Consider the following 26,372-nt stretch of genomic DNA (forward strand, 5'->3'; position numbering starts at 1 on the left):
ACCTCCCATCCCTTCTCAGAAACATTCTATCCCAGCACGAAGTGGAAGCGCCACCATCAACCTCGTCAAGATGAAGGCTCTTGCGTTTGCAAATTTTTCTTGAGCCATTCAACGGTCTTCAACAAGTGGTCGCGGAACTCTTCGATTTCCTCGTTCGTCAGTCTCTCGTTGCCGTAACGGAGCTTAACGTAGATGTCCGTAAGCCTTCCGAACGGTTCGAACGAGCCTTTCATTTTCAGGACCTCATATGGGGTGAGATGATTAAAGCCAGCAAAGAATTTGTTCCTCAACCACCAGTATCCCTCAACGACGAAATGTTCGGAAGGATCGAATTTCAGAGATTCTTCGTGCCGTGAGTCTTCTTCCGCGACTGGCCCGGCAGCTTTATGTTCTTCGATCAGAGTACCGACATTCTTTGAAACGTAAACGGTCAGATAAATCATGAAGACGCCTGCAAAGATCAGCAAGGTCAGTGAAGCCCAGTTCAGAAAATCTACAATTCTTCTCGAATCACGCCGCGTCTCGGTCACTCTCACGGGCGTCGATTCCACAAACTCGATCTCAGTTTGTGAAGCTTCCGTTGCAACTGTGTCCTGTGTCAACTGTGCTCGCGTTAGTTCGAACCTGGGCTTTATGATTGAAAAAACAAGGGAAAGTAGAGACATCACCACAGCAAAGGTCACTGCGCCGAGGAGTAAGAGCAGAAGTGTGCCTTTCAATTTGAACAGTTTCAGGCTCAGCGTGAGCAGGAACACGCCGAAGAGGATCAAAAAGACCGGAAAGAATATCTTTTCCAGTGCGATATCGAACATGCGGGAACGATTCTGTGATTCGTTTGAACCTTCTTCAACGCCGCGTTCCACCGGCGTGATCTGAACCGTTTGCTTTTCTTCCTGCACACTTTTTTGTGGAATCAGTCTGAGTATCTGCGCCGCTATCGAGTAGTTGAGATTGACAAGAAGCAGAGCACAGAGGATCGAAGCAAACAAGAGAGCAAAAAACCTTCGTCTTTCGAGCCGAACCTTCGACCACACAACAGCAAGCAGAACGATCACGAACAACGTTGCCGCTTGCCACTTTTCCATCCACGAAGAAGAATTCAATGCGACACCCAGAAAGATGAGCCAAAGCCACGTCAAGTTAGTCTTTGAAGCCAACGCGTTCACAAGGGTAGCGAGACACAGGGCGAACAGAAACGACTGCAAACTGTCTTTCGACGTTGCGTAAAACAAGATCCAATTCGAAAGAAAGAGCATCCCAGACAACAAAAGAGTAACGCAGCCTGAACGTTGGCTCGACAGTAGCGAGACAAAAAACACCGCGCCCGGTACCACCAGATACGCCCACAACGGACGATCCAGGCCAACAAGCAAAAGCGATAGCAACGACGCAGCGAAGCTCAAAAGCCAGTCAGCGAACCTCGTCGATCTCATAAAAGACCTCCTGAAGTGTCTGATTGGGCTTGATGATCCTCACGATGATCTGTTCCTGTTCCAGCAGTTTCGCTTTCTCTCTGAGCTTCACCATGTCCAGAGGATACATCTCGTAGGTTCTTCCGGCTCTGTATTTTGGATCTCTGTAGCCGTAGGGTAGCAAAAAGATCATGACACGCGAACATCTTGCCCTTGTTTCGAGTAAGACTGGCAAGATCGAATCGGTCAGGTACATCGAGAGCACGACCACCGTTGAAGTGAACGTGAGCTTCGGCACCTGTGAGAAGAGCACTTCGCTGAGCTGTGGCCCATCTTCTGCGCCCTCCGCGAGCGCCAACATCTCCACCGCCCTCACCCAACCATCCCGTGATGCCCAGTCCATTTCGAGAACCTGCTTTCCAACCACGGTCATGTTTATCGTGTCGTTTCCCTGAGAGAGCCAGTACAGAATGGCCGTCGCTGCACGCACGGCCTCTTCTTCGTAACTGGTTCGAATCTGAGCCCAGACGTTTCTCGCGAAGATCTCCTTCGCCATGTTCAGATCCACGAACATGAAGACCTTGCTGATCGCCGTGCTTTCGTATTCTTTCACCAAGAGTTTTCCAAATTTCGCCGACGCCTTCCAGTGAACCTTCTTAATCGGATCGTTAGAATATTCTCTCAAGCCCTTGATCCTCAACGGATCTTCGAAGAGTTTGAAATCAGAGATTCGCCCCGGTAACGGTTCTCTCAGACGTGCCGGAAAGAACTCCAAAGGCATCAACCTTGGCAGCACGAGCACCTCCTGTGGCGCGTTGAACTGCGCCCAGATCTTGAACAAACCCAGAGGATGTTCGTAATAGCAGACCAAGTTCTTCAGAACCTTTCTACCTCTGGTTGGGAAAGAAGTCTTCACATCGATTCGCACAGGTTCAGGCCCAACAAAGACATCTCTCTCGAACAGGTTGTACGTCAGTGAAGATCCCACCTCGATCTGCCCCAAGAGAGTAACCTTCAAACGCTTCGATGACGCGACGCTGTGGTGGAACGAGACATCCTGGTTCGTGAACGCCCTCTCAGTTGAGATTTTTCTTTCAATTTGTAGCCTTGAGATGTCTCGTTTCGTTTCCAAAAAATGCGACCACAGAAAACCACACAACAAAGCGAAAAGAACGCTGAAAACGCTCATATTCAGGATCAACCAGACGATCGAGGCCACGGACAGGACGATTAACGGTTGAACGTTCCAGCTGATCGATCTGAGCTTCAGTTTCACCCTCTTATCGGTGCCTCCTCGCTGTTGAGTATTTCCTCCACGATCTCTTGCTTGGTCTTTCGCATCAATCTGGCTTCCGGCTTGAGTATCAATCTGTGTGCGAGTACATCCAGAGCGATACTCTTCACATCGTCGGGTAAGACGAAGTTTCGCTCGCTCATCGCGGCCAGAGCTCTGGACAGATGCACCAACGCGATACTTCCCCTTGGGCTGGATCCGAGCGCGACATCCGGATGAGTCCTCGTCCTGGCCACGATCCTGACGGCGTAATCCATGACGGAATCATCAACGTAGACTTCTTTTACGAGTTCTTTCATCCTCGAAAGTTCGCCTGCTTCACACACAGGTTCGAGCGACTCTATGGGATGAGATCTTTCCAATCTTCTCAGTAGTTCTATCTCCTGGTCCCTCTCGAGGTACCCAAGGCTCAGACAAATCGCGAATCGATCCAGCTGCGCCTCGGGCAACGGGAACGTTCCTTCGAACTCCACAGGATTCTGTGTCGCTATCACGAAGAAATGTTCGCTCAGCTGGTACGTCACCCCATCGATACTCACCTGTTTTTCAGCCATGGCTTGAAGCAAGGCCGACTGTGTCCTCGGTGTGGCCCTGTTTATCTCGTCCACCAACAGAACGTCCGTGAAGAGAACTCCCTTCTTGAAGCTGAACTGTCCGGTTCTCGGATCGAGCACGTTGAATCCTGTGATGTCGGAAGGTGTGAGATCTGGGGTGCACTGCACTCTGCTGAAGTTCAAGCCGAGTGAGATGGCGAAAGATCTTGCAAGCATGGTCTTTCCCACACCGGGTACGTCGTTGATGAGCACGTGCGCCGAGCTCAGAAAAGCTGCCAGTATCTTTTTTATGACCTCGTCTTTACCAACGATGACACGAGAGACATTCTTCAGAACGCGTTCAGCAAAGTCAGCAACCTGTTTCATTTCAAACGCCTCCAATGATGAAGATTCTTCGCAATGAGTTTCCCTACAGTTTTTCTCGCCACAATTTCCTCAGGAGTGAAGCTCTCTTTGTTTCTGTAATCGTGCTTGTTGACAAACGAGTTCAGCAATCCTATCAGATGCCTGTGCTTCGAGAGTTGAATCGCCTTGAAAGTCTCTCTGAGAGAGTTCTTGAGCCTTGAGAAGACGAAGGCGTAATGGTCGAAACACAACACAGATTCTGAAGATTTGTACAGATCGAGCAGTTCACCAAGGTTGTTCAGAAACGCCTTCAGGTACAGCGACTCGAAGGTCCTTTCCTTCTCGCACAAGAAACAGCTGGAGCCACGATCCAAATCGAAGTGGTTTTCCAACAGTTTGGTGAGATGATCCAGAACGTCAGAATAGATTATCGCCAAGCCCATGTATCCCAGTTCCATGTGTTTTGACAGATACGTTTCTATCCTCGCAACGTGCCCACGACACAATCCTTTGGATCGAAGCTCGGACCTAACAGTTACGTCGTTCACCATTTCGTACAGAAGGCTGTCGATGGTTGAATCTAAAGCCTTATCTATGAGTAAGCATATTGGACATTCCAGTCGCGCTTGAGCGATCGCATCCTTCAAGCTGATCTCAACAAGACCCATTCGTCCCACCCAAACAAAAAACTCCTACCCTCATGGTAGGAGTCATCAGCCCATTGGGCGATTGTGGCGGACTCCATCGCCAAGAAGATTTTATCATATCACCCGATAGCTCTTCCATTTACCTTTGAAAAACACAGCAGATGCGTAGGATATCTCCCCGATCTCAGCGAACAGAAAAGAAAACCACAAAAACTTGATCGGCAGTTTCAACACAAGCGCCACCAACACGGAATAAGGAACCTGGACGAACCATCTTCCCACGATGCTCGAAAACATCGCCGCCTTGGTGTAACCCGCACCAAAGAACGCACTCATGAGAGAGATGGAAAAACCTGCGATGAGCACTGCCCAAGAACCGAGTCTTATCGCGAAGGCACCTTCACGAACAACAGCTTGATCCTTCGTGAAGAACTCGATGACCAGTTGTGGCGATATGTTCGCGAGCACAACAAGAGCTGAAAGGAAAAGCGCATTGTAGAGTGCGGCAAGCAACACCGTTTGCTCTGCCCTCTCGATCTTGTTCGCTCCAAGGCACTGTCCAACTATGGTGCTCGTCCCGATGGAAAAACCCATCAAGGGAACAAACGCAAGTCCTATCATGCGGTCGACGATGCCTATCGCCGCCAGCACGGTCGAACCGTACATGCTGAACAGTTTCACCATGATCATGTTCGAAAGGTTTCTCAGAAACATTTCGATCCCACTCGGTAACCCCACCACCAAAAGTTTTTTGTCTATCGACCAATCGAGTTTGAAAAGCCCAGCAGGTGTTATTTTGATCACACCCTGGCCTCGAAACAGCACGATCAGACCCCAAACGAACACCACGGACGAAGCCACAACGGTAGCGATCGCAGCACCTTTGACTCCAAGTCCTAAACCTCTTATGTTGAGACCAGGTACACGTGTGAACATGAATATGGGATCCAAAACCATGTTCGTAACCGCACCGACCGCCATCATGATGTTGGGCAGTTTGGATTCACCTGTGGTCCGCAAAGCTGTGTAAATCGAATAGGTGGCAAAGAAAATGGGCAGAAAGAATATTCTCCAAAAACCATAATCGATCCCTGCAGCAATAACTTCCTCATCCTTGCTGAAGAACATCATCAAAGGTTTGAGAAAAAGGATCAACAGAATTGTCGCGATCAGCGCGACGAAGATCTTGAACACTATCGTCTGCTCGATCGTTCGATTCACGCGTGCGTAATCTTTAGCCCCGTACGCCTGAGATATCATGGAGACCGAACCTGTGCCAATGATCTCGTTCAGAACTGAGATGAGCCAGAAAATTGAGGAAAACACCGCCACCCCAGCTATCGCACGCGAAGAGATCTTACCGATCCAGAACATGTCCACGATATCGTAGAGCACCTGAACGGCAAAACCACCCATCGTGGGCACAGCCATGTACAAAAGATTCTTGCTGAGGCTTCCCTCGGTCAAATCTCTCGGCATGTGCGAAGCTCCTTTCAATCCGAAGACTATTATATAGAATTCCTCAGCTCGCGAATGGCAAAAAAGGAGGCGTGTTCAACAAAAGTTTCATTCCCACGTATTCTAAAGCCTCTCTAAAGGCTGTGTTGATGTCTCTCCTCTGAACGGCAAGATAAGGATCGATATCGTACAGTCGATCGAAATAGGCCTGAGCTTCCACCAATCGATCTATTTTCTTTGAAAGGTCTGCCTTCAAGAATCGGCAAGATAGAATTTCTACATTGTTTTTTCTTCTGACGTAACTTGCAGAAAACAGTCGGCACACGAGTGGTCTGTATCGATGTAAGGAACATCCACCTTCTATCTTGATCGATTCATCCGCGAAAAGCACACACCGATCGTTCGGCGTCGCTGTTTGCACTTTTGTGAACCAAAAGTCGAACTGCTCAGATTCAACCAGGTGAAGAGCAAGCGGAACAAACTCCAAAATCGTTGCTTCAATGTTGCGCGCTGCCGTTTTGCAACACTCTCTACAGCCGTTGCAACTGGCATCGAGCGCATCATGCAATGAATCTAGTTCTTCATAGATGTTCGATACCTGACGCGAGAGCGATTCCAATTGTCGCCACATACATAAACACCACTGATATCAAATAGCAGGAAGATGTGACAACAAAGTTGTTCGTACGAACGAGAGTGTTTCGCCGGTTTTTCGAATTGTGGTCTGGATCCGTACGTGTGGCCCGTGAATCTGTCTTGGTTGATTCACCATCGTGAGTTAACTTTAGATTAATGAGTCCGTCCAGTCTTCAAAGTGAGTGAGAACTTTGGCAATGATCGAGACGCTCAGGGCATATCGAAAGTGTGATAAGAACATCATCAAGATTCTACAGATCGATGCTTTCAGCGTCAGATCAGAATCAATTTACCACGTTGACAATGCGTACTTTGTTTTAGTATAATGAAATTTGAGATTATCCGCAGGGGGGTGGATTGATGAGAAAAGTTTTCTTCGTGGTGTTAGCCCTGGTAGCTTTCATACTCAGTTCTTGCATAGGTCCCACACCGCTGGTGCCACCAAACATCCCCACAGATGCTCCAATTCAGGACGGCCAAACGAACGTTGATGTGGATGGTGTGCTGCTCCAGTGGGCTGCGACGGGTGAAAACTTGACTTACGATCTCTACCTCAGAAGAGTCACAAGAAGCGTTGGAACATGGCAACTCGTTGCGTCCAATTTGACTGAACCGAGATACGTCCTGACGAACCTCGAGCCAAATTCCAAGTACGAATGGAAAGTGCTGTCGAGGGACCCAAGGGGTAGGACGGTCGAAAGCCCCATCTTCAGTTTCGAAACCGCACCGCACCTGTACGTGGTTCAAGCCGTGGAATACAACTCTGGAGGACCAGTCGAAGGTGTTTTGGTCTGCTTCTTCGACGAATCGGAGCTACTCGTTCAAAAAACGACGAACGCCGAAGGCTTGGTGAAATTCGCCACCGATCGTGAAAGCCTCAAGATCGTCATGAAGAAGTACGCTAGAGGCGTGAGTATCGTTGAAGGGCTCAAACCGACTGGCAAAGAAGCCAAGACCGTGCCCATAAGGCTTGCCACAAACCACCCAGATCCAAACGATCCTATCAACAGTAACTTGGCTTTGAACGTCGAAATCCTCGATCTGTCGAACAACCCGATCGACATCACACAACCGATAACCGCTAACTTCAAAGTGCAGATCACTTTCAACACTCAGCACCTTCCAAGGCTCATCTATTCGAAACTTGGTTCCATCCCAGGTGCAGGTACGATAACCAATCCAAGATCAAGCGCTTCAAACGTTTACCTAGCCACGTTCACGATGGGCATCGCCGGGTTCAAAGGCGAAGTTCCACTCTACGTGGTCGCCTACGATGCGAACGACAACAGATACGAAAAGATCATCTACCTCACCATCCAACAGAGCACCTATGCGCTGGACAACCTCTACAGACCTGAAAAGGACCTGTTGATGGCCATCACGCGCAGGCGCGGGATTGAGTTTTACTCGTTACCAGGCCTTGAGAACATCTTGCCGGAGGTGGCTCCGGAAGGTTCGAACCTGTTGGTCTTGATCAGATGGAAACTGTGGTCTGCGGCTAGCGGAAAGGACAGACCGGACGCCTACAACGTCTACAGATCCTTCGACGGAGAGAACTATACCCTCATAGCCACTGTCCCGTACAGCACAACGTACAACTACGCCTACGACTTTTCATCGGAACTTTCACCGGGCAAGAGAGTTTGGTACGCTGTGAGCGCGGTCAAGGGCGACTTTGAGACGGAGTTGGTCGACTTTGGAAGCGTCGTTCCGCTGGATGTTTTCAACGTTCAGTTGATCAGTCCAGCCGATAAAGAAACAAATGTTTCGAGAAGACCGATCTTCAAGTTCAAACCGACCAAACAGCTCTTTTCTCCGGAAGGTACTGTAACTTACAACTTCAACGTTGCCATCTATCCCTGGGTGCAAAGCGAGACATACCCAATGACTGCCTTTGATGAAGAAGGCAATTTAGTTAACTTCTCCACAACCAACACGAATGTTGTAGAAGTTTCATTCGCCGAGCACAAATGGTACATGTTCTGGGTTGCCAGCGGAGTAGTCAGCCCACTCTTTGAATGTCCAGACATGCTCGAGGCTGGGCAGACGTACGATTGGACGGTTGGGTATGCCTATGCGATCGTTGAGGACGAAGATAGCGTCGCTATCTCCGTGGCGTGCGATTGGATATATTCCTCTCTGCGATACAGATTTGATCCAATATCCTACATGGAACAGGACGCGTTCAACCAGTTCACGGTAGGTTCTGGACTGTGAAAGGGGGTGAAGGGAGATGAAAAGAATTGTAATTGTTGCTGTTCTGTTGGCCTTCTTAATGTTTGGATGCGTTTCGTTCAACCCGAACTCAACCCGTGATAGCGCCAAGAACCCAATAAACATCGTTGAACCGTTCGAGGCGGAGTACAGAGAGGGAGAAGTCCTGGTAGGCTACAGGACGTTGGAGGATTTGGAGAAATTGGCACAGGCGATAGGAGCACAGATAGACGTCGTGGTGCCGCAGATAAAGGCAGCTTCCTTGAAATTCAGCGGAAGAACGGTCAAGCAAGTGGTCAACGAAATAAGAAAGCTCAAACTGAGCGGGATAGATTATGTCGAGCCGAGCTATGAAAGAAAGCTCCCCGTTCTTCCTCTGGAAGATCAGACGATCTCTTCGGTGTTTTTGAAATCAGCGCCGACCTCGCAAGATGATTGGTTCATATATCAATATCCACACAGGCTCTTCGATTCTCAATCCATCTGGTCCGCTGGCTACAAAGGCACCGGTGTGATCGTCGCGGTGATAGACACGGGTGTGAATGGAACCCATCCGGACCTTGTTGGCAGAGTTCTGACTGGTTACAATGCGAGAACCGGAGGCACTTTCCAGCCAGATTCTAACAGCGACACGCACGGCCATGGAACTCACTGCGCTGGAATCATAGCCGCGGCGATAGGCGGCGGTAAGGTCGTCGGTCTAGCACCGGAAGTTTACGTAATGCCGGTGAGGATATTCGATCCATCTTATGTTGGTGATATCAACACGGCAGCTGGTATAGTGTGGGCTGTGGAAAACGGCGCGCAGGTTCTGTCGAACAGCTGGGGTGGACCGGGTTATTCTGAGACTATCAAACGTGCTATAGACTATGCTCTCAGAAGGAACGTAGTGGTTGTCTTCTCGGCTGGCAACGATTACTCCGACCAAGCTTGGCACTATCCGTCCGCTCACACCGGTGTCATAGGTGTTGCCGCAACAACTGCGAACGACAAGGTCACAAGCTTCTCCTCGCGCGGTGAATACGTCTCGGTCGGAGCTCCTGGAGATTACGTCTTGTCCACTTACCACGTAAATGCGCTTCTCAATCAACCGTACGTTTTCATGTCCGGAACTTCCATGGCTTGTCCTTACGTCTCAGCTGCGGCAGCGCTGTTGAAACAGAAGTATCCGGACGCAAACTGCTATCAGATCAGAAAATTGCTCGAAATGACCGCCGTGGACATAGAGAGTCCAGGATACGACGTCGCGAGTGGCCATGGAAGGATAGATCCAAAAGCTGCGCTTGGACTCGATCCAAACAAACCAGCGCCCGATTTGGACGAACTTCAGCCAGCGACTTTGAAGGTCAAGGTAGTTAATAGACAGGGAAATCCAATCGACGATGTCTTCGTGACCATAATCCACAGAGCAAGCGGCAAAGCCTATTACGAGAAGACTTACTACGATGAAGACGATGATGAACTCGTCGCCAGATTCGAATTCGTCGAACCTGGAACCTACGACGTTTACATCGGCGGTCCGGACATGTATTTGGGTGAACTTTCCTTGAGCTTTCCAGAAGAACAACTCCACTACAAAAGGACGGTCACCTTGCTGGGCGGTCAGACCACGCTGCTGACACAAACATTCCTCAGCTCTTTGAAGATAGAGCTTCCAAGAAGATCCTCGTCTTACACCGTTGATTTGATCAACGGCACAACTGGTGAAACGATCAGTTTGAACGTTCCAGCTGGAACTGGTTACTTCACCTACGTTCTGCCGTCGAGCGCTTCACCTGGTAAGTACCTGATGGTCCACAACGTGGGTGAAGATTTGAGGGCGAACATCACACTGAACGGACACACCTTCGAGATGGAATCGTTGTATGACTCCAATATTGGTGCTTACGTTTTTGTCAGGTATTCCCTGCTCTTTGAAGACTGGCGGCCATTTCTGTACATCTTCTGAACCAAACGTTGAAACACAAAAAGAGGGGCGAACGCCCCTCTTTTTTTGATCAGCCTGTGTAGTGCTGGCCTGTGGCCCTGTCACTTGCCCTCATCTCTCAAAAACGAGAAGTCCTCGCTATGAAATGATCCTTCTCCATCGGTATGGAAACTCTTTTTTGTCACGCCGTCGTGACAAATTTTGTCAATGACAAACGTTCTTTGACCGAGAGCTTCCCACCGAGATCGGCTAAAGTTTGGTCAAGAAGGTGTGAGTGTGATCGGGGTGGCTTGTTTTCGTGTTCTGCTGAGGGTTGGTTTTTTCAAGAAACTACCTTACAAAATGTCGATCTCGGGCTCAGAGATACTGTTCGAACCCGTGGAACAAGCCGGAACAAGTTTCTCCGTTCACACTGATCGTCTCAAGAAGATCTTTCTCTACAGAGGTTCACTCTCTGAGCTCGAGATACAGACGCAGAACGGTTCAATCCTCGTAAACTTCGAATCGAGCGAAACCGCGGATCAGGCTGCCTTCGTGTTGAAGACCGTGTTCAACGAGAAATTCACCGTGTTCTCTCTTTGAGGAGGTGGTTGCATGGTTGGCTTCTCAGAAAAGATCAACGATCCGATGTACGAAAACTACAGGAAGAAAACACGAAAATGGTCCTTTCTCTTCGCTATCATACTCGCCGTAGTCACGATCGTCGGTTTCGTGGTGTACGGAGAGATGTCTGGGCAGATCAAGATGCCTCATTCGCTCTTCTACGGTCTCGGTATTGGTGCCCTGTTCATAGTCATCGCGCTCTTGCAAGAGGTGAAGAGAAAGACCGACACCACGTGGGACGGTGTCGTCGCCGACAGGCAAATTTTGCAGAAGACCGAGCGCGTTCGGTATGGAAACAAAATGAAAACCGTTCCTTACACGCTGTACGTGCTCAAGGTCAAGCGCGACGATGGCAAGATCTTCACGCACAGCGTACGTGACAACCGCACCATCTTCGATTACTACCAGATCGGCGAGAGGGTCAGACACCACAAAGGCTTTTCCTACTACGAAAAGTACGACAAATCCAAAGATTCCAAGATCTTGTGCGTAGCTTGTCTCACCTTCAACGACATTCACGACGATTTCTGCAAAAAATGCAAGGTCCCGCTGCTGAAGTAAGGTGATTTCTATGAAAAATCGTGCAACGCTGGGCGCCATCTTACCGATGATGTTCAACCCCGGTGCGTTTCTGCAAGTTCGTTTGAAAGACGTGAATGTCTTGTTCTCTCTGTTCGTTCCAGCACTTGGTTTCGGTCTCTTCTTCATGCAGACGGGTTTGGACCTCTTCAAGACGGGACAAAAATCCATGAACTTCGTTTACACCATTTCCATCGTGGGTCTCGCCTATGGCGCCCTGGTGGTACCTTTTTTCGGTGTTCTTCTGTGGCTGTTTTTGAAGATCTCCAAATCCAAGGTGTCCTTCAAGGAAACGATCGGAGCCATGTGTTTGTCCTACAGTGGCTTGCTCGTCTACATGGCCTTTGGAATGATCTTTTCCATCTTTCTGAACTGGCGGACCTCGATCGCTTTCGGTGCGACGGGTGTGGTTTGGTCCATGGGCGCCACGATGGGCACGATTCGCCAGCTGAGTGGTGGAAAGACTGCACTTTCAGTCATTCTATCTACAGTGTTCGGAGTTCTCGTGTTGCTCAGTTGGTACTATGTGGGCAACACGTGAGGGGTGAGAACGTGAGAAAGATCGTTCTGTTCCTTTCGGTTTTGAGCGTGCTCGTCTTCGCCGTTCAACCTCACGAGAAGGTCATCTTCAAAAATGGAAACTGGACCACGACGCAGGAAGAAATACAGGGCAGACAGGTGTTGATCGTCGGCTACGAGGGGATCCCCGAGCTTCTGAAAGAACTGGTGGGTCGTAAAGAAGCCACGAAAGATTCAATCTCTTTCACTGTTCCTTCGGACGTTGTCCTGATCTCGATCCACACGATCTGTGATCCAAAGCAAGAACAGAAGATCACATTGTTGGACGAGAAGGGCAGAGCTTATACGACCTTCGATGTTCAAAGGTTCGAGAAAGATCATGTGGTCTTCACACCGATGGGAGAGCTTGTGCTCAAGAAGGGTAAATACACGCTGAAGTTCTCGAATCTCAAGAGTCTGGAGAGAGACATCGTCAACTTCGAACCGGTGGTCCTCTTGATTGGTAGAGAATACGACGCACTCAAAGAGAACATCGCAAAAGAAGTGCAAACGCAACCAGCGAAAGTTCAAGGTGAGAACGCACTGTTGGAGGGTAAGTCTGTCCAGACTCAGTCACCGCGAACGGTCCAGCGTAAACCCATCGAGTTCACCTTGAACGAATCTTCTCTCATCGAAGCTGTCGCGATAGATTTGGTCGACATCCCCAAGGACTTTCCCCAGACCAACATACTGATCGTCGACAAGAACTCAAGATTGTTCGGCCCATACCAAGTCAGCGATTTCGACGAAGAAAACAGCGTGATCTTCTTCAGCCCTAAGCTTCCGCTCGCGTCGGGAAGTTACACGATCAAGTTCTCGGACGAATCTGTCTTGAACTACAGATCCGATGGAAAACCGATCTTCGCTCTGAAATTCTTCCCGTACGATCCTCCTTTCGACTTCACAGGCACTTACAAAATGAGTTTCGTCGTGAAAAGGGTGGCGACGATCTTCGGACCTTCCGAGAAAAAGACGCTCGACGTGAAGAATTTCGAAGTTGGACTGATAGACCACTTCGACTACGTAGAACTGGTAGGAAAGATCGATCTCAATCAGATCGTTCAGTTGCTCGAAGAACAGACTGGCAGAAAAGTGAACGCCGAATACACCGAGGTCTTTCCTTTCTCTCAACCTTGCAAGGTGATCGACCGCAAGAAAGACAGCCTCAGCTGCGCCTTCGACTTGAGCTTGAATTTCAGTGACATGCCCGCTGTGAACAGGTTCATAGTTGGTACTACTACGGTAGCGGTCGTTTTGACCTTCAAGACACGACCAGGCTTGACACCTGGTGTGATGATCTCAGGTTCCGCGAAATACATAAGAATCGACGATCCACACCTTGGAACCGACGTCAACGACTACGTTATCAGCGGCGATGGATACAGGTTCATGGAGCAACTTCCTCCCTTCGTCACCTACGCCATGAACAAGAAACTCGGTAGCGCCGGCAACATCCCAGGCCCCTCCTCTGCCGAGCAGATGGCGACGGGCTTGCTCTTTCCACCACTCGTTGCGGCCATAGGCTATGCGCTCCAAGAACTTTTGAAACCGAAACCCGGCGGTGTCGCGGAGGTCTTTCAAGATTACACCCGCGCTCAGAGGGGTGCGGCGAGGAGGGCAGCGGCGCGAGAGGCTGCGAGTGAAGCTGTTCAGTCTGAAGCTGTCAGTGAAACTGAATCAGAAGTGATAGAAGAGGAAACTGAAGAGTACGAAGAAGCTCCAATCCACGAGCCAGAACCAGTTGAAGAAACGCAGCGACCTTCACAGAAAGAGCCAGAAGTGACGATCCCAGAGATACCACAAACAGTCCTCGAAGTTCCCGTGGACATCTACGGCAGGACGGTCCAGATAGCTTACGATCCGCTGACCGACGAATGGTACAACACTGAAACTGGCAACATTTTCAACATGGAGATCTACAGCAAAGTGGTCCTGCCGAACCTTCCCAAAGACAAAGCCTTCATCGAGGCACAGAGGCAGAAGATGCAACAGCCGACCAAATTGGAGGGTATCGACCTAACCCGAGAAGAATACATGAGACGTCTGGAACAAAAGTACGGCGTGAGCAGGGATCAACTGAAGGATAAGATAAGCCAATCTGTGGAACGTTCCAGCAGAGACGCCGAAAGGTACAAGCGTGATGCGGAATGGTATGAGACCGCAGAGACAGTGGCAAAAGTGACGGAGATAGTCGCGGACAATGCCGTGGACGCGCTCGCCAACTGCACAGGTTTTCCAGGAAGAATGGTGAGGGCTGCATACAAGGGTGTCAAGGGAGTTGCTGGAGCCGCTGCGGAAGGTAATCTAACCATAGGCACCTTGATCGACACGGGCACGGACATCGCCAGCGATTTCATAAATTTCGACTCGTTGGGCGAAGGTTTCAAATACGGCAAAAGCATCGTGGGACCTGCGACAGAAGCCGTCTTCAAGACTGCGGGTTCGACGATCGGTGGTCTGATCGACGGAGGGTTGGAGGGAGCGAAAGAGAGCTTCATAGAATCGGCGATAGACAACTCCTTCGAGGCACTCGCGAAATCGATCTTCAAAGGCTACGGTGATGAGGTCACGGCAACTCGCGGCGAATGGTGGAATCCCGAGCTCTCAAAGCTTTCCATACCTGCCAGACCTTCAAACGCTTCCATCCTTACATCCCCAACCGGAGAGGATCTGTCCCGCATCGTCGCCAAAAAGCTTGTCAACGAGACGGCACAGATGACCGCAAAGACAGCTAATGCTCTCACCAGCGAGTTCGCCGTTAAACCCGTGATTTTGGGTGAATGAGAGGTGAAACCATGAAACTGACGCTCGAAGAAATCAGTTATCTTTCCAAGATCTTTCCTCACAAGAACGCGATAGGACTGCTTTCGAACGTGAACGCACCTTTGAAGGGAAACGAGCAGGAAACTCTGACCAAGAAAGGCTTCTTAGAGAACGACAAGTTCGCTCCGGGGATCGAAGAGTTTCTTGCGATCGTAGCTCAGCCTGAAAGAGTGTGCCGACTGGTCGTTCAGAGTGGCTATCTGTTCGTCGAAAAGTACAGCTACCGCAAGAAAGACAAGCTCGTCTTGGTCGAGAACGAGAACAGAGATATCTTGCTCAGCGTTCCGGATGATCTGAAGAGAGTCGTCCACCAGATGATCGACCTTTTCGGTGGCTCGAATTTGAAAACGGTCGATTTTTCTCAGAAGTTTTCGAAGAACGAGTTGTTCACCTTCTTCGCCATCGTCGATCTCTACAGGAAAGACACACTGCGCGCGTATTTGAACGAAACTTCCACCACCGAGAGCTTCACTTTGGAACAGATCGCTCAGCAGTTGGAGAAACCTTCGAGCACCGATCTCGTGGCCATGTTGAAGGCGAACTACAAACAACTAACGCTTTTCGATCTGAACGAACCGCTTTCGGAACTGAGAAAGAGAGGTCTGATCGAAAAAGAAGGATCAACGAAGTTCACACTCGTTCCAATGCTCTTGGCTCGAAACTCGCTTTTCGTTCGCTCGATAACTCTTCTCGAGATCCTCGCTCTGAAGCAGGACGTGCTTTCGGTTCTGAGCGTTTTGTTCTTCAACTTCTCGGTCCACGACGTTCTCAGGTTGCAATTCTTGAAAGACGAGATTCTCGTCGAGAGCGTGGCGGCGAGGGACCAGATTCAGGAGATAGAGTTGGCCATGGCCTGTCCAGAGATAGAGCAAGGCTCAACACAAGGCAGGTGATCGCTTTGAGAGAGAACGTTCTGAAGTTCAGCCGCTCGAAGGGGCTTATCAAGACATTGTCGTTCGCGATCTTTGGTTTGGTCGCGTTCTCAAAACCCGCCAGAGAGATCGATCCACTGAACGCGCTCTTGAGTTTCTCGATGGGCCTGTTCTTCGGCGGGTTTTATCAGCTCTTCCTCGTCGGGTTCATAAAACTTTTCAACCGAGACCTGAAACAGAAGTACGACAAGAAAGCCGTCAAGAGGGCCGCGCAGAATGGGTTGGTCTACTTTTTCCCCTTCGCCGTCGTCTCCTTCGTCGCACGGTTCTTCCTCGGCTGGTCCTTGGTCACTCCTTTGTTTTCGAGCGCCTTGGTGGTCTGTGCGTTCGCTGCGGCGAACAGCGTGAACTCGCTCAGAGAAAAACCGAAGGTCGCGAACACGATCGTAGCTTTCGTCGTGAGCTCAATCTTTGCTGTACTATGGATCTACTATTCCGCCTTCGCTGCGAGGTTGCCCCTGTATGCGGAGGGTGGAATAAAACTGTTGTACGTGTTTTTGACGAACTTCTTCAAAACCTGAACTTGCGAGGTGATCGTTATGAGGTGGCTGAAAGAACTCACGATCCTTTTGGTCATCGCACTCGTGGTCCTTGGCTTCACTCAAAGTTCCATCAAAACGCTCGGTATGGGTCCGGTCACATCGATAGCCTTCTCCCCAGATGGCAAGTACATGGCCGCCGGCAGCATCGCCGTTCATCTGATCGACACCAACACCTGGCAGGTGATCCGCACCTTCGAGGGGCACAAACTTCCAGTTTTCAGCGTATCCTTCAGTCCAGACGGAAAAAAACTTGCCAGTGGTTCTTGGGACAGATCCATAAAACTCTGGGACGTGGCAACGGGTAAGGAGATACTCACCCTCAAAGGCCACAAAGACGAGATCTTCTCTGTAGCTTTCAGCCCCGACGGCAAGGTCCTTGTTTCAGCATCCGCGGACGAAACGATAAAGCTTTGGAACGTGAGCAACGGCAATGAAATCCGTACGTTGACCGGACACACAGAGGGTGTTTCCCACGTTGTCTTCAGTCATGATGGTAAGTTCCTCGTGTCCAGTTCGGGCGACAAAACGATCAAGGTATGGAACGCTTCAAAGGGTAGTTTGGTTCGAACCATCACAGGACACGAAGGAGCCGTGTACCACGTTGCGATCAGTAAAGACGACAAGCTCATTGCCTCATGCTCCGACGATGGTACAGTCAGACTCTGGAACATGAAAACGGGTAAGTTAGAAAAAACGCTTGAATCCGGTAGCCAAATGATCTTCGCCATCTCTTTCAGCCCAGACGGTAAGGTTTTGGCATGCAGTCGTGAGGACGGAACGGTAAATGTGTGGGATGTTGCGAGTGGCAAACAGATCGTACAACTCACCGGCGGTGTCAGTTACGCCTACTCGGTCACCTTCAGTCCCGACGGCAAGCTCATTGCGTCAGGCAGTGAAGATGGATCTATCAGGGTCTGGAAGGTGGGAAACTGGGAACTCTCGCGAGAAATGCATTACGGTAGCAACGCCCCAGTTCGCGTCGTTGCGGCCAGTCCAGATGGCAAGACGATCGCGTCCGGTTCCGATGACTACAAAATAAGACTTTGGAACATTGAGACAAACCAGTTGATCCGTACCATCGAAGGTCACACCAGCACCTTGAACACGATCTCGTTCAGCCCAGACGGCAAGTTGCTCGTTTCCGCGTCGGACGATGGAACGGTGAGAGTTTGGGAGGTGAACTCAGCTAGACTCGTCCGCGAACTCAAATCTGAACAGGAACACTTCTACGCTGTCATGAGTCCCAACGGCGAACTGATCGCCTCTCCGGGGAATTTGATCGACATTGAACTTTGGAGTACATCAACAGGTCAGCTACTTAGAACTTTGAAAGGAGGCTTCGAAACGTTCGTATGCCTATCTTTCTCACCGGACAGCAAGTTGCTCGTAGCCGGTTCCAATGATTCGTACGTTGTCAACGTCTGGAACGTAGAAACCGGTAAGTTGATCCACAGCATCCCGGCTCATGACCGTTCCGTCACGACGGTCGCCTTCAGCCCAGACGGGAAAACCTTCGCCTCTGGTTCGCACGACAAAACGATCAAGATTTGGGAGACAGCGACTGGCAAGATGATCGCAACACTCGTGGGACATGCATCGAGCGTCACGTCAGTCTGTTTCAGCCCTGATGGGAAGACCTTGGCGGCTGGCTCGCTCGATGGAACCATCAGACTTTGGGACGTCAGCTCGGGCAAAGAGATCAGCTTGCTTGTGGGGCACGGGGAAGCAGTCAATTCTGTCTGTTTCAGCCCAGATGGAACGCTGCTCTTCTCCGCTTCCTTCGACAGGACAGTCAAGGTATGGAAAGTGAAGTGAGCGAAGTCTTTTTGGTTTCAAAACTCTGCCTTCATGGCGAGAGAGGAGGTTTATCATGAAAAGGGTGATGGTTCATCTGGTGATGGTTTGTGTGGTTCTGCTTCTCTTTGGATGTTTCAAACCTGCGCCGCAGAATCCACCGAGTCCTCCGCCCACTCAGCCGCCTACACAGCCACCAACTCAGCCACCCAGTCAACCACCGGGTGAGGAACCGAGCTAACCAACTGGTTACACGATCCAAGGTGTGGTGAAAAAATGGAACGGTGAACCACTTCAAGGTGTGACGATCAGCGCGGGTGGAGTCAGCACAACGAGTGATTCACAAGGACATTGGTCCATCTCAGGTTTGAGTGGAACCGTCGTGGTGAGTGCGCAGTTGCAGAACTACTACATCGTGGTGGATGGGACGAATTATGAAACTCAGATCGAAGCGTCCAACGAGAGGACAATAAACTTCACAGATTATTCTGAAACAGAAGAGTTCGGCGGTGGTAATGGCACGCAAGAGAATCCATACATCATAGTGAACGTGCAACAGTTGCTGAATATGGCGAACCATGTCCCAGACAGCTCAGATTCAACACCTCTGTATTTCACGCAGATAAGGGATATCGACTTGAACGACGCTGTTGTACCCAGAAATATATCTTCAGATCCACAGCCAAACTGGACACCACTTGGAAGATCTGATCAACCATACATCTGCGTGTACAATGGCTCGGAGTTTTCAATAAAGAACATGGTCGTGGTCGACGATGGTTCACTGAGCAACGGCTTCTTCCACGCTATTGAGAACTCAACTATTCGGAACGTCATCTTCGAGAACGCCACTGTCGTCGCTACGAAAACTTTTACCAACACGGGAATCCTGGCTGGCTCGGTTTACTCAGGCTGCACGATAGACAACGTCGTTGTTCGGAACTCTCGCGTGATCATTAGGGTTGCGAATCCTGATTTTATAGGCGGTCTCGTGGGTGCAACTTACGATTCTACCATCACGAATTGCAGGGTCGATGAGTTGACGATCGAAGCCGAGTACGATGTCAGCATCGGTGGTGCAATCGGTGGTTTCGTTGGTTCTGCTCAGGATTCTTCTTCTTTCGAGGAAAATCTTTTGAGAACGACAACGATCAAAGGTAAGTTCTCTCAACTTGCTGGCGGGTTCGTGGGACTTGCAGAAAACTCTTTCTTTGAGAACTGTGATCTCGATACGCTGCTCATGCAGGACTTGCGCTCGACTGTTGGTGGCTTCGCTGCTCATTTATCGCATTCTTCGTTTGTCGATTGCGATGTGGTGGAAGCAACGCTGTCGGCCAGTGATTGTCAATACGCGGGCGGGTTCGTGGGATTCTCACGAACAAACAACTTCACAAACTGCACTTTCAAAGGTCGTGTGGAAGTTGGAACATCGAATTCCCCACAGGCATACATCGCCGGCTTCGCCGCTTTGGCTTATGCGAACACGGATAACAGCAACTTCGAAAGCTGCAAAGTCTTGTCGGGCTCTTGGCTCATCCTAACGGCCGACCGAGCGGGGACTAATTATATTTGCGGATTGATAGGATATGGTTATGGCTACGGTAATGATGCAAAACTCATTCTCGACAACAGTTTCGTCCGTGCCAAGTATATCACTCCCGACGGGAACACAAATGTTATAAGTTCGGCACCCTTAGGTTTTTTTGGTGATTGGGTTCAAAATGGTTCGCCCGATGCGCAATGGGAGCAGTAGGATTGCGAGATTTGGTAACAATTAACGCATAGTCAACGGCGAGAAGACTGGACCGAACAGTTCCTGACCGTGAGGTTTGCTCTCCTCCTCTCAGGTGAATTTCTGTTCGATCGAAGTTTCTAATCGTTTTTTAACGATCTTGGTTCAATATAGAGAAGTTCCACACCCTGAGAGGAGGAGAGTTCATGAGAAAGTGGCAGATTCTGTTGGTTTCATCGCTGGTTTTGTTTTTGCTGTTCAGTTGCGCCGCACCAGTTGTACCAGGGGAACCTTCGACTTACACGATCCAAGGCGTCGTGAAGCTGTGGAACGACACACCATTGCAAGGTGTCACGATCAGTGCGGGCACGAAGACGGCGACTACCGACGCGAACGGGACTTGGACGATCGCAGATTTGAGTGGTGCGGTCACGGTGAGAGCGCAGAACACTGATTATCACATCGTCATCGCGGGCACTGTACAAACCACCAAGAACGTTTCGAACGCTTCGACGATCAACTTCACAGCCTATTCCGAAACCGAAGAGTTCGGTGGCGGGTACGGTACACAAGACGATCCTTGGATCATTGTGAACGTGTGGCAGTTGGACAACATGAGACACTACGTCGATCCATCCACACCGAGACATTACAAACAGATGAGAGATCTGGACTTGAACGATCTGATAGCAAGGGTCACTCCGACCGAAGCGAACTGGACACCCGTCGATTCGATGGGTCCAGACAAACCCTTCAACGGAAGCTACAACGGGATGGGATTTTCCATAAAGAACATGGTGGTTTTGACGGGCAACAACACCAGCGACAGATACTCTGGTTTCTTTGGGCGCCTCTTTGAGGCAACGATCACCAACGTGGTCTTCGAGAACGCTCAGGTTGACTATGCAGATGCCTTCGACGCGGGTGTTCTGGCTGGAAGGATCGACGACAGCACCATCGATAATGTGATCGTGCTCAACTCGAGAGTCTCTCAAGCTTCCTACATGGGTGGGCTCGTGGGGTTTGCCAGCTCTTCGACCTTCAAGAACTGTTCGGTTCAAGTCATCCTCAACTCACCACAGGCTAACCCATCGTTCTACGTGGGAGGGTTCGTAGGTGATTCGAGTTTTTCGAACTTTCAAAACTGCACCGTGCGATCGAGCGCGATAACCGGTAAGTCTACAAGAATCGGAGGCTTTGCGGCAAATTCAGACACGAGCGTCTTTCAGAATTGTCGTTTCCAAGGTACCATAGAGGATGTTACAGCAACCTACGTTGGTGGTTTCGTGGCCTATGCTGAACAGGACGAAGATCTCAGTGTGAACGTCTTCGAAGATTGCGCTGTGTCGGCTTCTTTGAGCGCGCAGAGGGATACTTCGACGATGGATATGGTCAGAATAGGTGGCTTCGTTGGTTTTATCGACGCAGTGAAGAGAATTTCTTTCAAAACCTGCGTTGTTCAAGCGGACATAGAAGTTCCGCACTACGGTTTCACTGCGGGTGGCTTCTTCGCAGAGATTAGCGGGCTCAACACATTCCACCAGTGTGGCTTTCAAGGTTCGATCACGGGCAATTCTGAGGAATTTTCCGACATAGGTGGTTTTGGTGGTTTTGCTTACAATCCAGCAACTGGTGAAGTGAACATTCAAGAATGTTACGCGAGGTTCGAAGTCAACGCAGATTCGAACGCCAGGGTCGCCGGATTTTTGAGCATGACGGATGGAAACAACATCACGATCAAGAACTGCTACGCGAAGGGTTCAACGAGTGCTCAAGCACAATCGGCAGGTTTTTTGAGGATGAACACATTAGATCAAGTTCCAGACGTGTCAAAAAACTACGTCGCCGTTTCGAACACCGATCATGGTTTTCTGTACAACTTTTCATCTTCTTCGCTTCAAACTCCTCATTGCTACTGGGACAACCAACTGACCAGTACGATCCAAGACCACTCAACGGCCGAAGGCAAGGGCACCAGCCAGATGAAGACGCAGAGCACTTATTCAACTTGGGATTTCACAAATGTTTGGGCGATCAACGCTGTGAAAAACGATGGTTATCCCTATCTCAGGTGGGAAGACGGTATTTGAATCAAGTTTCAAGACCGCTGGGTGAAGCTTCCCAGCGGTTCTTCTTGGTACAATCTTGAAAAATCATCTCGAGGTGATCGATGTGGGCAAATACTTCAAACCCCTGCGCAGAAAGGACCGAGCTTTGAAAGACGATGAAGCACTCGAGATTTTGTCAAAGTCTAACTACGGTGTATTATGTGTCTTCGATGGAAACTATCCTTACGGTGTGCCAGTGAACTACGTCTACGAAGATGGTTTCATCTACATTCATTCCGCAAAAGAAGGTCACAAGATCGAGAGTATAAAGTCTTTCGACAGAGTTTGTTTCACCGTCGTTGGGAGTTCTCAAGTGATGGAGAACGAGTTCTCAACCAAGTACGAAAGTGTCGTCGTCTTTGGCAGGGCAGACATCTTACACGATGAACAGGTCATACCGGCTCTCAGAAAGTTGGCGCAGAAGTACAGTCCACGCTACACAAATGAGGCAGAGAGAATCATTCAAGATTCTTTCAAAGATGTCGCTGTAATAAGAATAAAGATCGAACACGTACAAGGCAAGGCAAACCGCTGATCACGGATCGTGTTAGACTACGTTCGAAGCTCATCCAAGGGGGAATGAAGATGAGATCGTTGAACGTACTGATTCTGGTACTTGTGTTTGTTTGTAGCACTTTTGCACTCGTTCAGGACATCACAAGGCCGGTCCTCTCAATTGCAGCTGGACCTGTTGTTTCACTCGTGATCAGTCCAGATTCGAAGTACATCCTCGTCGGCACTCAAGATGGAAACGTGAAGATCTTAGACGCACAGACCAATCAACAGGTGGGTGAGACGATACGCTGTGGTGCGACCGTCTACGGTCTTGCCATAGAAGCGAGCGGAAAGTACTTCGTCACGGGCTTGGGAGACGGTTCGATCATTGTCTGGGACTTCGAGACGAGACAGAAGATTCGAAGTTGGTCGGCGCACAACTTCACGGTTCGTTCTGTAGCCATCAGCCCAGATGGGAAGTACATAGCTGCCGGATCGTACGACTCGACAGTCTCGATCTGGGAGCTCGAGACGGGCGAACTCGTGCAAACCTTGGTCGGTCACAAAGACTGGGTTCACACCGTCGCCTTCACACCTGACAGAAAATACTGCCTCGCAAGCCTTTCTTCTTCAGGGGGATGGGTAAGAGGCTTGATTTTTATTAGCACTTGTGTTATCATCATAGCGTGGAAACTATGCCATTCGGCATAGGTATCTTGGGAAGAAGTTCCAAGTAGTAGCGGGATTGGCACCCGTCAGAGGTGTAAGGTTAAACCACACCTCTGTGGCCATGGAGTATCAAATGCTCCATGGAAGGCAGCCTAAAGAGCTGCTAAGAATCCCATCCCCTTCAGGGGATTGGGAGTGTCAAGGCGTGGTTCTGCCTGGACGGTACTAATAATGGCCCGCTCTAACGGACTATCAAGTTGATTCGGCGCGCTACCAAACAGGCGCGAAACAACGCCGCTTTCCAAATTGTCGTTCTTTTCACGTCTCAGTAGCGTGCATCTGTTTCAGTCTCTCTTTGACCTGCTCGAGATATTCACCTTCCAGTGGATACTTTCTGAGTACGAATATGCCCAACAAGGTGGCGGCAATCGGTATGAAACTACACAGAGCACGGATTCCAAGGATCGCACTCGCAGGCTGGCCTTCCACAGGCAAGTTCGGATCGTAGCCACTTTTTGAAAGAACCAAACCCATGATCAGAGAGTTCAACGATATTCCAAGTCTTATAATCAACGCGTTCGCCCCGAAGTACATGCCCTCCCTTCTTCTTCCTGTCTTGACTTCGTCTTCGTCCGCAATTTCCGCGATCATTATGTCCAATATGATGAAGGCTCCCGCGAGACTCAGCGCCAAACAGCAGGCCAAGATCAGACCCTGAACGAACGTTTTGATGAACGCAAAGCCACTCAACAGGATCGCCCAGAGGATCATCGAGACCATCATCGTTTTCTTCGCGCCGAGTTTCGGCGTGAACCTCTGCCAAACTGGTACGAGCAGGAAGGTGAAGACGAAGATCATAGCGAGCAAGAGCGTGGTCTGTGTCTCGTTCAGCTTGAGGACGTACTTCGCGTAGAAAGGCAGTGCGGCGAGGAGGGCTGTGTAGGTGTACTGGAGCAAAAACGAAGCGGAAACATACGTGATGAAAGATTTGTTGAGAAACGTGTGCTTGATAGCCTCTGAGAGCTTGAGAGTCTCCTTGCTGTAGAACTTGGGATTCTCCCTCACACCGAGCAGCGAGAGATACAGCAGTGAGCCTCCCACAATCGCAAAGATCACACCCATCTTCTGCCAGCCGAGCCTCGCAACGATCATCGGTGTGGCGGCGACACCTATGAGCAAACTCGGAATGCCGAGGATCTGCCTCAGCGCGGATACCTTTGCCCTTTGCTGCAACGTTGGATACATCTCTGGAAAGAGAGCAGTCCAGTTCAGTATGACGATGGTGAAGAAACTGTCAAAGAGGAAGATCATCACAGCGTAGTACAGGACCAAGGCTGTGGGCTTGGAAGCGTCGAAGGGTGGAGCCCAGAAGAACGCAAAACTCAAAGCGAGTGGAAGAGAGAAAAAGAAAATGTACGGTCTACGTCTTCCCCACCTTGTTTTAGTGATGTCTGACAGATAACCGAACAGAGGATCGTTCACCGCGTTCCACAGACCATACAGAAGCATCACCAGGCTGATCTTTTCCACGGGTGCCTTCAAAACATCCACGTAGTAGAAGATTGCGAAAGTTGAGATGGGATTTGAGAGTAAGCCAGCGCTGAAAGAACCGAGACTGTACAAAAAATCCTTCATCTCGAATCCTCCCTCTTTTGAGCAATCAAGAACTCTCGATGAAAATTATACCAAGCCACATCATTTTCAAACACTCTCTGTCCAGATGGATCGATCAAGAATAGTCACAAGTTTTAAAATCACAACAACCCGTTTGAATCACACACTTTCAAGCAAATTGTGCGAGCGTAAAAGGAAGGTATTTGATTATAATCATGCAGATCACGCGAGCGACTCGAGGCACAACTGTGCTCAAAGAACGTTCCAACAAAACACGTGCGCTTAGACGAGCGCGCTCAGAAAGAACAATTCCAAACCAATGGAAGTGAGTTCACGAACGCAAGATCAAAATCTGTCGGCGTTCACCAACTCGTCGTCGTGTACCAATCCACTATGTTGTTGATGTTCCAGAGCAGTCCATCGTCGTAATGCTCAACGGCCAACAAAATTGGCAAGGTGCTTCGGATGTCCACAACTCCACTACCCTGTTGTACGTACTTGATCAAATTGACGTAAGCCGCAGCGAAAGGCTCTATCTCTCCTTCCAGGTCCTTGACAAGTTGTCCAGCTTCATCGTAGATCCAAACGGCCACGTCGATAGTCTTGTCGTTGGGATTAACCAAGATCAAAGCTGGTTGTGACTCTTCAGCGTTCACATAACCAGCCGAGTACCAATAATACTTTGCGTCCTTAGAAAAGTTGAGTGGCTCAATGATGTGGTTACTGTTGAGCAGAGTTCCCTCCTCTTCTCGGTACAAGACCATCACGTGCAAGAGTTGATCGCACTGAACCAGCACCAGCCCCCAGCTACTTTCGGAACGATTCACAACTTGCGAAAGGTCGATGAAGACCGAACTGTACGGTGGTTTGTTGTAAGTTTCCCTCCACAGTCTCTGACCGTTGGAGTCGTACACCGTCACTCTGAAGTACGCCTTCTCATCGCTCAGATTCGATATCAGTACGCTGGTCTTGTAATCAGGTGTGCAGTCGTAGTAGATTACGTAGTTTGCAGCGAGGTAGATCGTCGCAAGAAGAATGAGCGAAAAAATCACCAACGCCCTCACACTGATCACCCCCCTCTGGAAGATGTTGAAATAATTATACAACAACGAGTGAAGCTTTGAACCCTTCGTTGAATTTGGGTTCGATGTGTCGAGAAATATAATTTATTTAACTTCCTACTCAATCTTTGAAGGACTATAAAATGAGGGCTTTCCATAACTATTCCTGATCATTTCGTCCAACTATTAGGGTTTCATCAGGAATGTTATGTACTGTCACAACGAGAATGGTATTTTGTAGGAATCAATTCGTGAAGTGCGAGTTTTTCATTGTTGAAGGGGGTATCAGATACGAAGGGCGGAAAAGAAGAAACTCTTGGCTCAAACGATCGCGAGAGTCGAAAAAAGTTCGCTCTGATAGTCTCTTCAGCGATT

General features: G+C 49.6%; 21 protein-coding genes and 1 riboswitch. Of the genes, 13 read left to right on the forward strand and 8 right to left on the reverse strand.

Annotation, left to right across the window (positions count from 1 at the left end; all coding sequences use genetic code 11):
* Window positions 1–65 precede the first annotated feature (65 nt).
* The 6 genes from AJ81_RS03765 to AJ81_RS03790 all read right to left on the reverse strand — a co-directional run bounded on the left by AJ81_RS03765 (window position 66) and on the right by AJ81_RS03790 (window position 6,341).
* Entirely contained in the window at window positions 66–1,433 is a 1,368-nt protein-coding gene (locus AJ81_RS03765) for a hypothetical protein (protein WP_031505262.1), read from the reverse strand.
* Window positions 1,411–2,688, reverse strand: a complete 1,278-nt coding sequence (locus tag AJ81_RS03770) for a DUF58 domain-containing protein (protein ID WP_031505261.1) — start codon at window positions 2,686–2,688, stop codon at window positions 1,411–1,413. The genes AJ81_RS03765 and AJ81_RS03770 overlap by 23 nt, the downstream gene beginning before the upstream one ends.
* On the reverse strand, window positions 2,685–3,626 hold the full coding sequence (locus AJ81_RS03775; protein ID WP_031505260.1) for an AAA family ATPase: 942 nt from the start codon (window positions 3,624–3,626) through the stop codon (window positions 2,685–2,687). The genes AJ81_RS03770 and AJ81_RS03775 overlap by 4 nt, the downstream gene beginning before the upstream one ends.
* A complete protein-coding gene (locus AJ81_RS03780) occupies window positions 3,623–4,273 on the reverse strand; it encodes a DUF6062 family protein (protein ID WP_031505259.1) in 651 nt (216 codons plus the stop codon). Before AJ81_RS03780 ends, AJ81_RS03775 begins: the two co-directional genes overlap by 4 nt.
* Before the next feature lie 29 nt (window positions 4,274–4,302).
* A riboswitch (Fluoride riboswitch) is annotated at window positions 4,303–4,363 on the reverse strand.
* 3 nt (window positions 4,364–4,366) lie between these two features.
* Window positions 4,367–5,731, reverse strand: coding sequence for an MATE family efflux transporter (locus AJ81_RS03785; RefSeq protein WP_031505258.1), 1,365 nt, complete (start codon window positions 5,729–5,731; stop codon window positions 4,367–4,369).
* Window positions 5,732–5,774: 43 nt separating this feature from the next.
* Window positions 5,775–6,341 (reverse strand): YkgJ family cysteine cluster protein, encoded by a 567-nt coding sequence (locus AJ81_RS03790; protein ID WP_051368857.1) that lies wholly within the window; start codon window positions 6,339–6,341, stop codon window positions 5,775–5,777.
* Between the two features lie 365 nt (window positions 6,342–6,706).
* On the opposite strand from AJ81_RS03790, the gene AJ81_RS03795 reads away from it, so the two are divergent.
* The 13 genes from AJ81_RS03795 to AJ81_RS03855 all read left to right on the forward strand — a co-directional run bounded on the left by AJ81_RS03795 (window position 6,707) and on the right by AJ81_RS03855 (window position 23,364).
* Window positions 6,707–8,563 carry a fibronectin type III domain-containing protein gene (locus AJ81_RS03795; RefSeq protein WP_031505256.1) on the forward strand — a complete coding sequence of 619 codons (1,857 nt, stop codon included), beginning with the start codon at window positions 6,707–6,709 and terminating at the stop codon, window positions 8,561–8,563.
* Between the two features lie 16 nt (window positions 8,564–8,579).
* Entirely contained in the window at window positions 8,580–10,508 is a 1,929-nt protein-coding gene (locus tag AJ81_RS03800; RefSeq protein WP_031505255.1) for a S8 family peptidase, read from the forward strand.
* Between the two features lie 249 nt (window positions 10,509–10,757).
* Window positions 10,758–11,069, forward strand: a complete 312-nt coding sequence (locus AJ81_RS03805) for a hypothetical protein (RefSeq protein WP_144316875.1) — start codon at window positions 10,758–10,760, stop codon at window positions 11,067–11,069.
* Window positions 11,070–11,081: 12 nt separating this feature from the next.
* Complete coding sequence (locus AJ81_RS03810) at window positions 11,082–11,651, forward strand: hypothetical protein (RefSeq protein ID WP_031505253.1); 570 nt, start codon at window positions 11,082–11,084, stop codon at window positions 11,649–11,651.
* Window positions 11,652–11,661: 10 nt separating this feature from the next.
* Complete coding sequence (locus tag AJ81_RS03815) at window positions 11,662–12,210, forward strand: hypothetical protein (protein WP_031505252.1); 549 nt, start codon at window positions 11,662–11,664, stop codon at window positions 12,208–12,210.
* 11 nt (window positions 12,211–12,221) lie between these two features.
* Complete coding sequence (locus AJ81_RS03820; RefSeq protein WP_144316876.1) at window positions 12,222–15,011, forward strand: hypothetical protein; 2,790 nt, start codon at window positions 12,222–12,224, stop codon at window positions 15,009–15,011.
* Window positions 15,012–15,022: 11 nt separating this feature from the next.
* Complete coding sequence (locus tag AJ81_RS03825) at window positions 15,023–15,943, forward strand: hypothetical protein (RefSeq protein WP_031505250.1); 921 nt, start codon at window positions 15,023–15,025, stop codon at window positions 15,941–15,943.
* A 5-nt stretch (window positions 15,944–15,948) separates the two neighbouring features.
* Complete coding sequence (locus AJ81_RS03830) at window positions 15,949–16,503, forward strand: hypothetical protein (RefSeq protein WP_144316877.1); 555 nt, start codon at window positions 15,949–15,951, stop codon at window positions 16,501–16,503.
* Between the two features lie 18 nt (window positions 16,504–16,521).
* Entirely contained in the window at window positions 16,522–18,339 is a 1,818-nt protein-coding gene (locus tag AJ81_RS03835; protein ID WP_051368859.1) for a WD40 repeat domain-containing protein, read from the forward strand.
* Window positions 18,340–18,583: 244 nt separating this feature from the next.
* On the forward strand, window positions 18,584–20,071 hold the full coding sequence (locus AJ81_RS03840; RefSeq protein ID WP_031505247.1) for a GLUG motif-containing protein: 1,488 nt from the start codon (window positions 18,584–18,586) through the stop codon (window positions 20,069–20,071).
* Window positions 20,072–20,256: 185 nt separating this feature from the next.
* On the forward strand, window positions 20,257–22,140 hold the full coding sequence (locus AJ81_RS03845; protein ID WP_031505246.1) for a carboxypeptidase-like regulatory domain-containing protein: 1,884 nt from the start codon (window positions 20,257–20,259) through the stop codon (window positions 22,138–22,140).
* A gap of 82 nt (window positions 22,141–22,222) precedes the next feature.
* The gene (locus AJ81_RS03850; protein ID WP_031505245.1) at window positions 22,223–22,693 is read left to right on the forward strand and encodes a pyridoxamine 5'-phosphate oxidase family protein; all 471 of its coding nucleotides are present in this window, start codon (window positions 22,223–22,225) and stop codon (window positions 22,691–22,693) included.
* A 50-nt stretch (window positions 22,694–22,743) separates the two neighbouring features.
* A complete protein-coding gene (locus AJ81_RS03855) occupies window positions 22,744–23,364 on the forward strand; it encodes a WD40 repeat domain-containing protein (RefSeq protein WP_031505244.1) in 621 nt (206 codons plus the stop codon).
* A gap of 276 nt (window positions 23,365–23,640) precedes the next feature.
* Here the strand turns inward: AJ81_RS03855 and AJ81_RS03860 are convergent, their stop codons facing one another.
* Together AJ81_RS03860 and AJ81_RS03865 are read right to left on the reverse strand one after the other, a co-directional pair.
* A complete protein-coding gene (locus AJ81_RS03860; RefSeq protein ID WP_051368861.1) occupies window positions 23,641–24,957 on the reverse strand; it encodes an MFS transporter in 1,317 nt (438 codons plus the stop codon).
* A 341-nt stretch (window positions 24,958–25,298) separates the two neighbouring features.
* Window positions 25,299–26,000 (reverse strand): hypothetical protein, encoded by a 702-nt coding sequence (locus AJ81_RS03865; protein WP_031505242.1) that lies wholly within the window; start codon window positions 25,998–26,000, stop codon window positions 25,299–25,301.
* Between the last annotated feature and the right edge of the window lie 372 nt (window positions 26,001–26,372).

This window comes from Pseudothermotoga hypogea DSM 11164 = NBRC 106472 (genome assembly GCF_000816145.1).
In the GTDB taxonomy this organism is placed as follows: domain Bacteria; phylum Thermotogota; class Thermotogae; order Thermotogales; family DSM-5069; genus Pseudothermotoga_A; species Pseudothermotoga_A hypogea.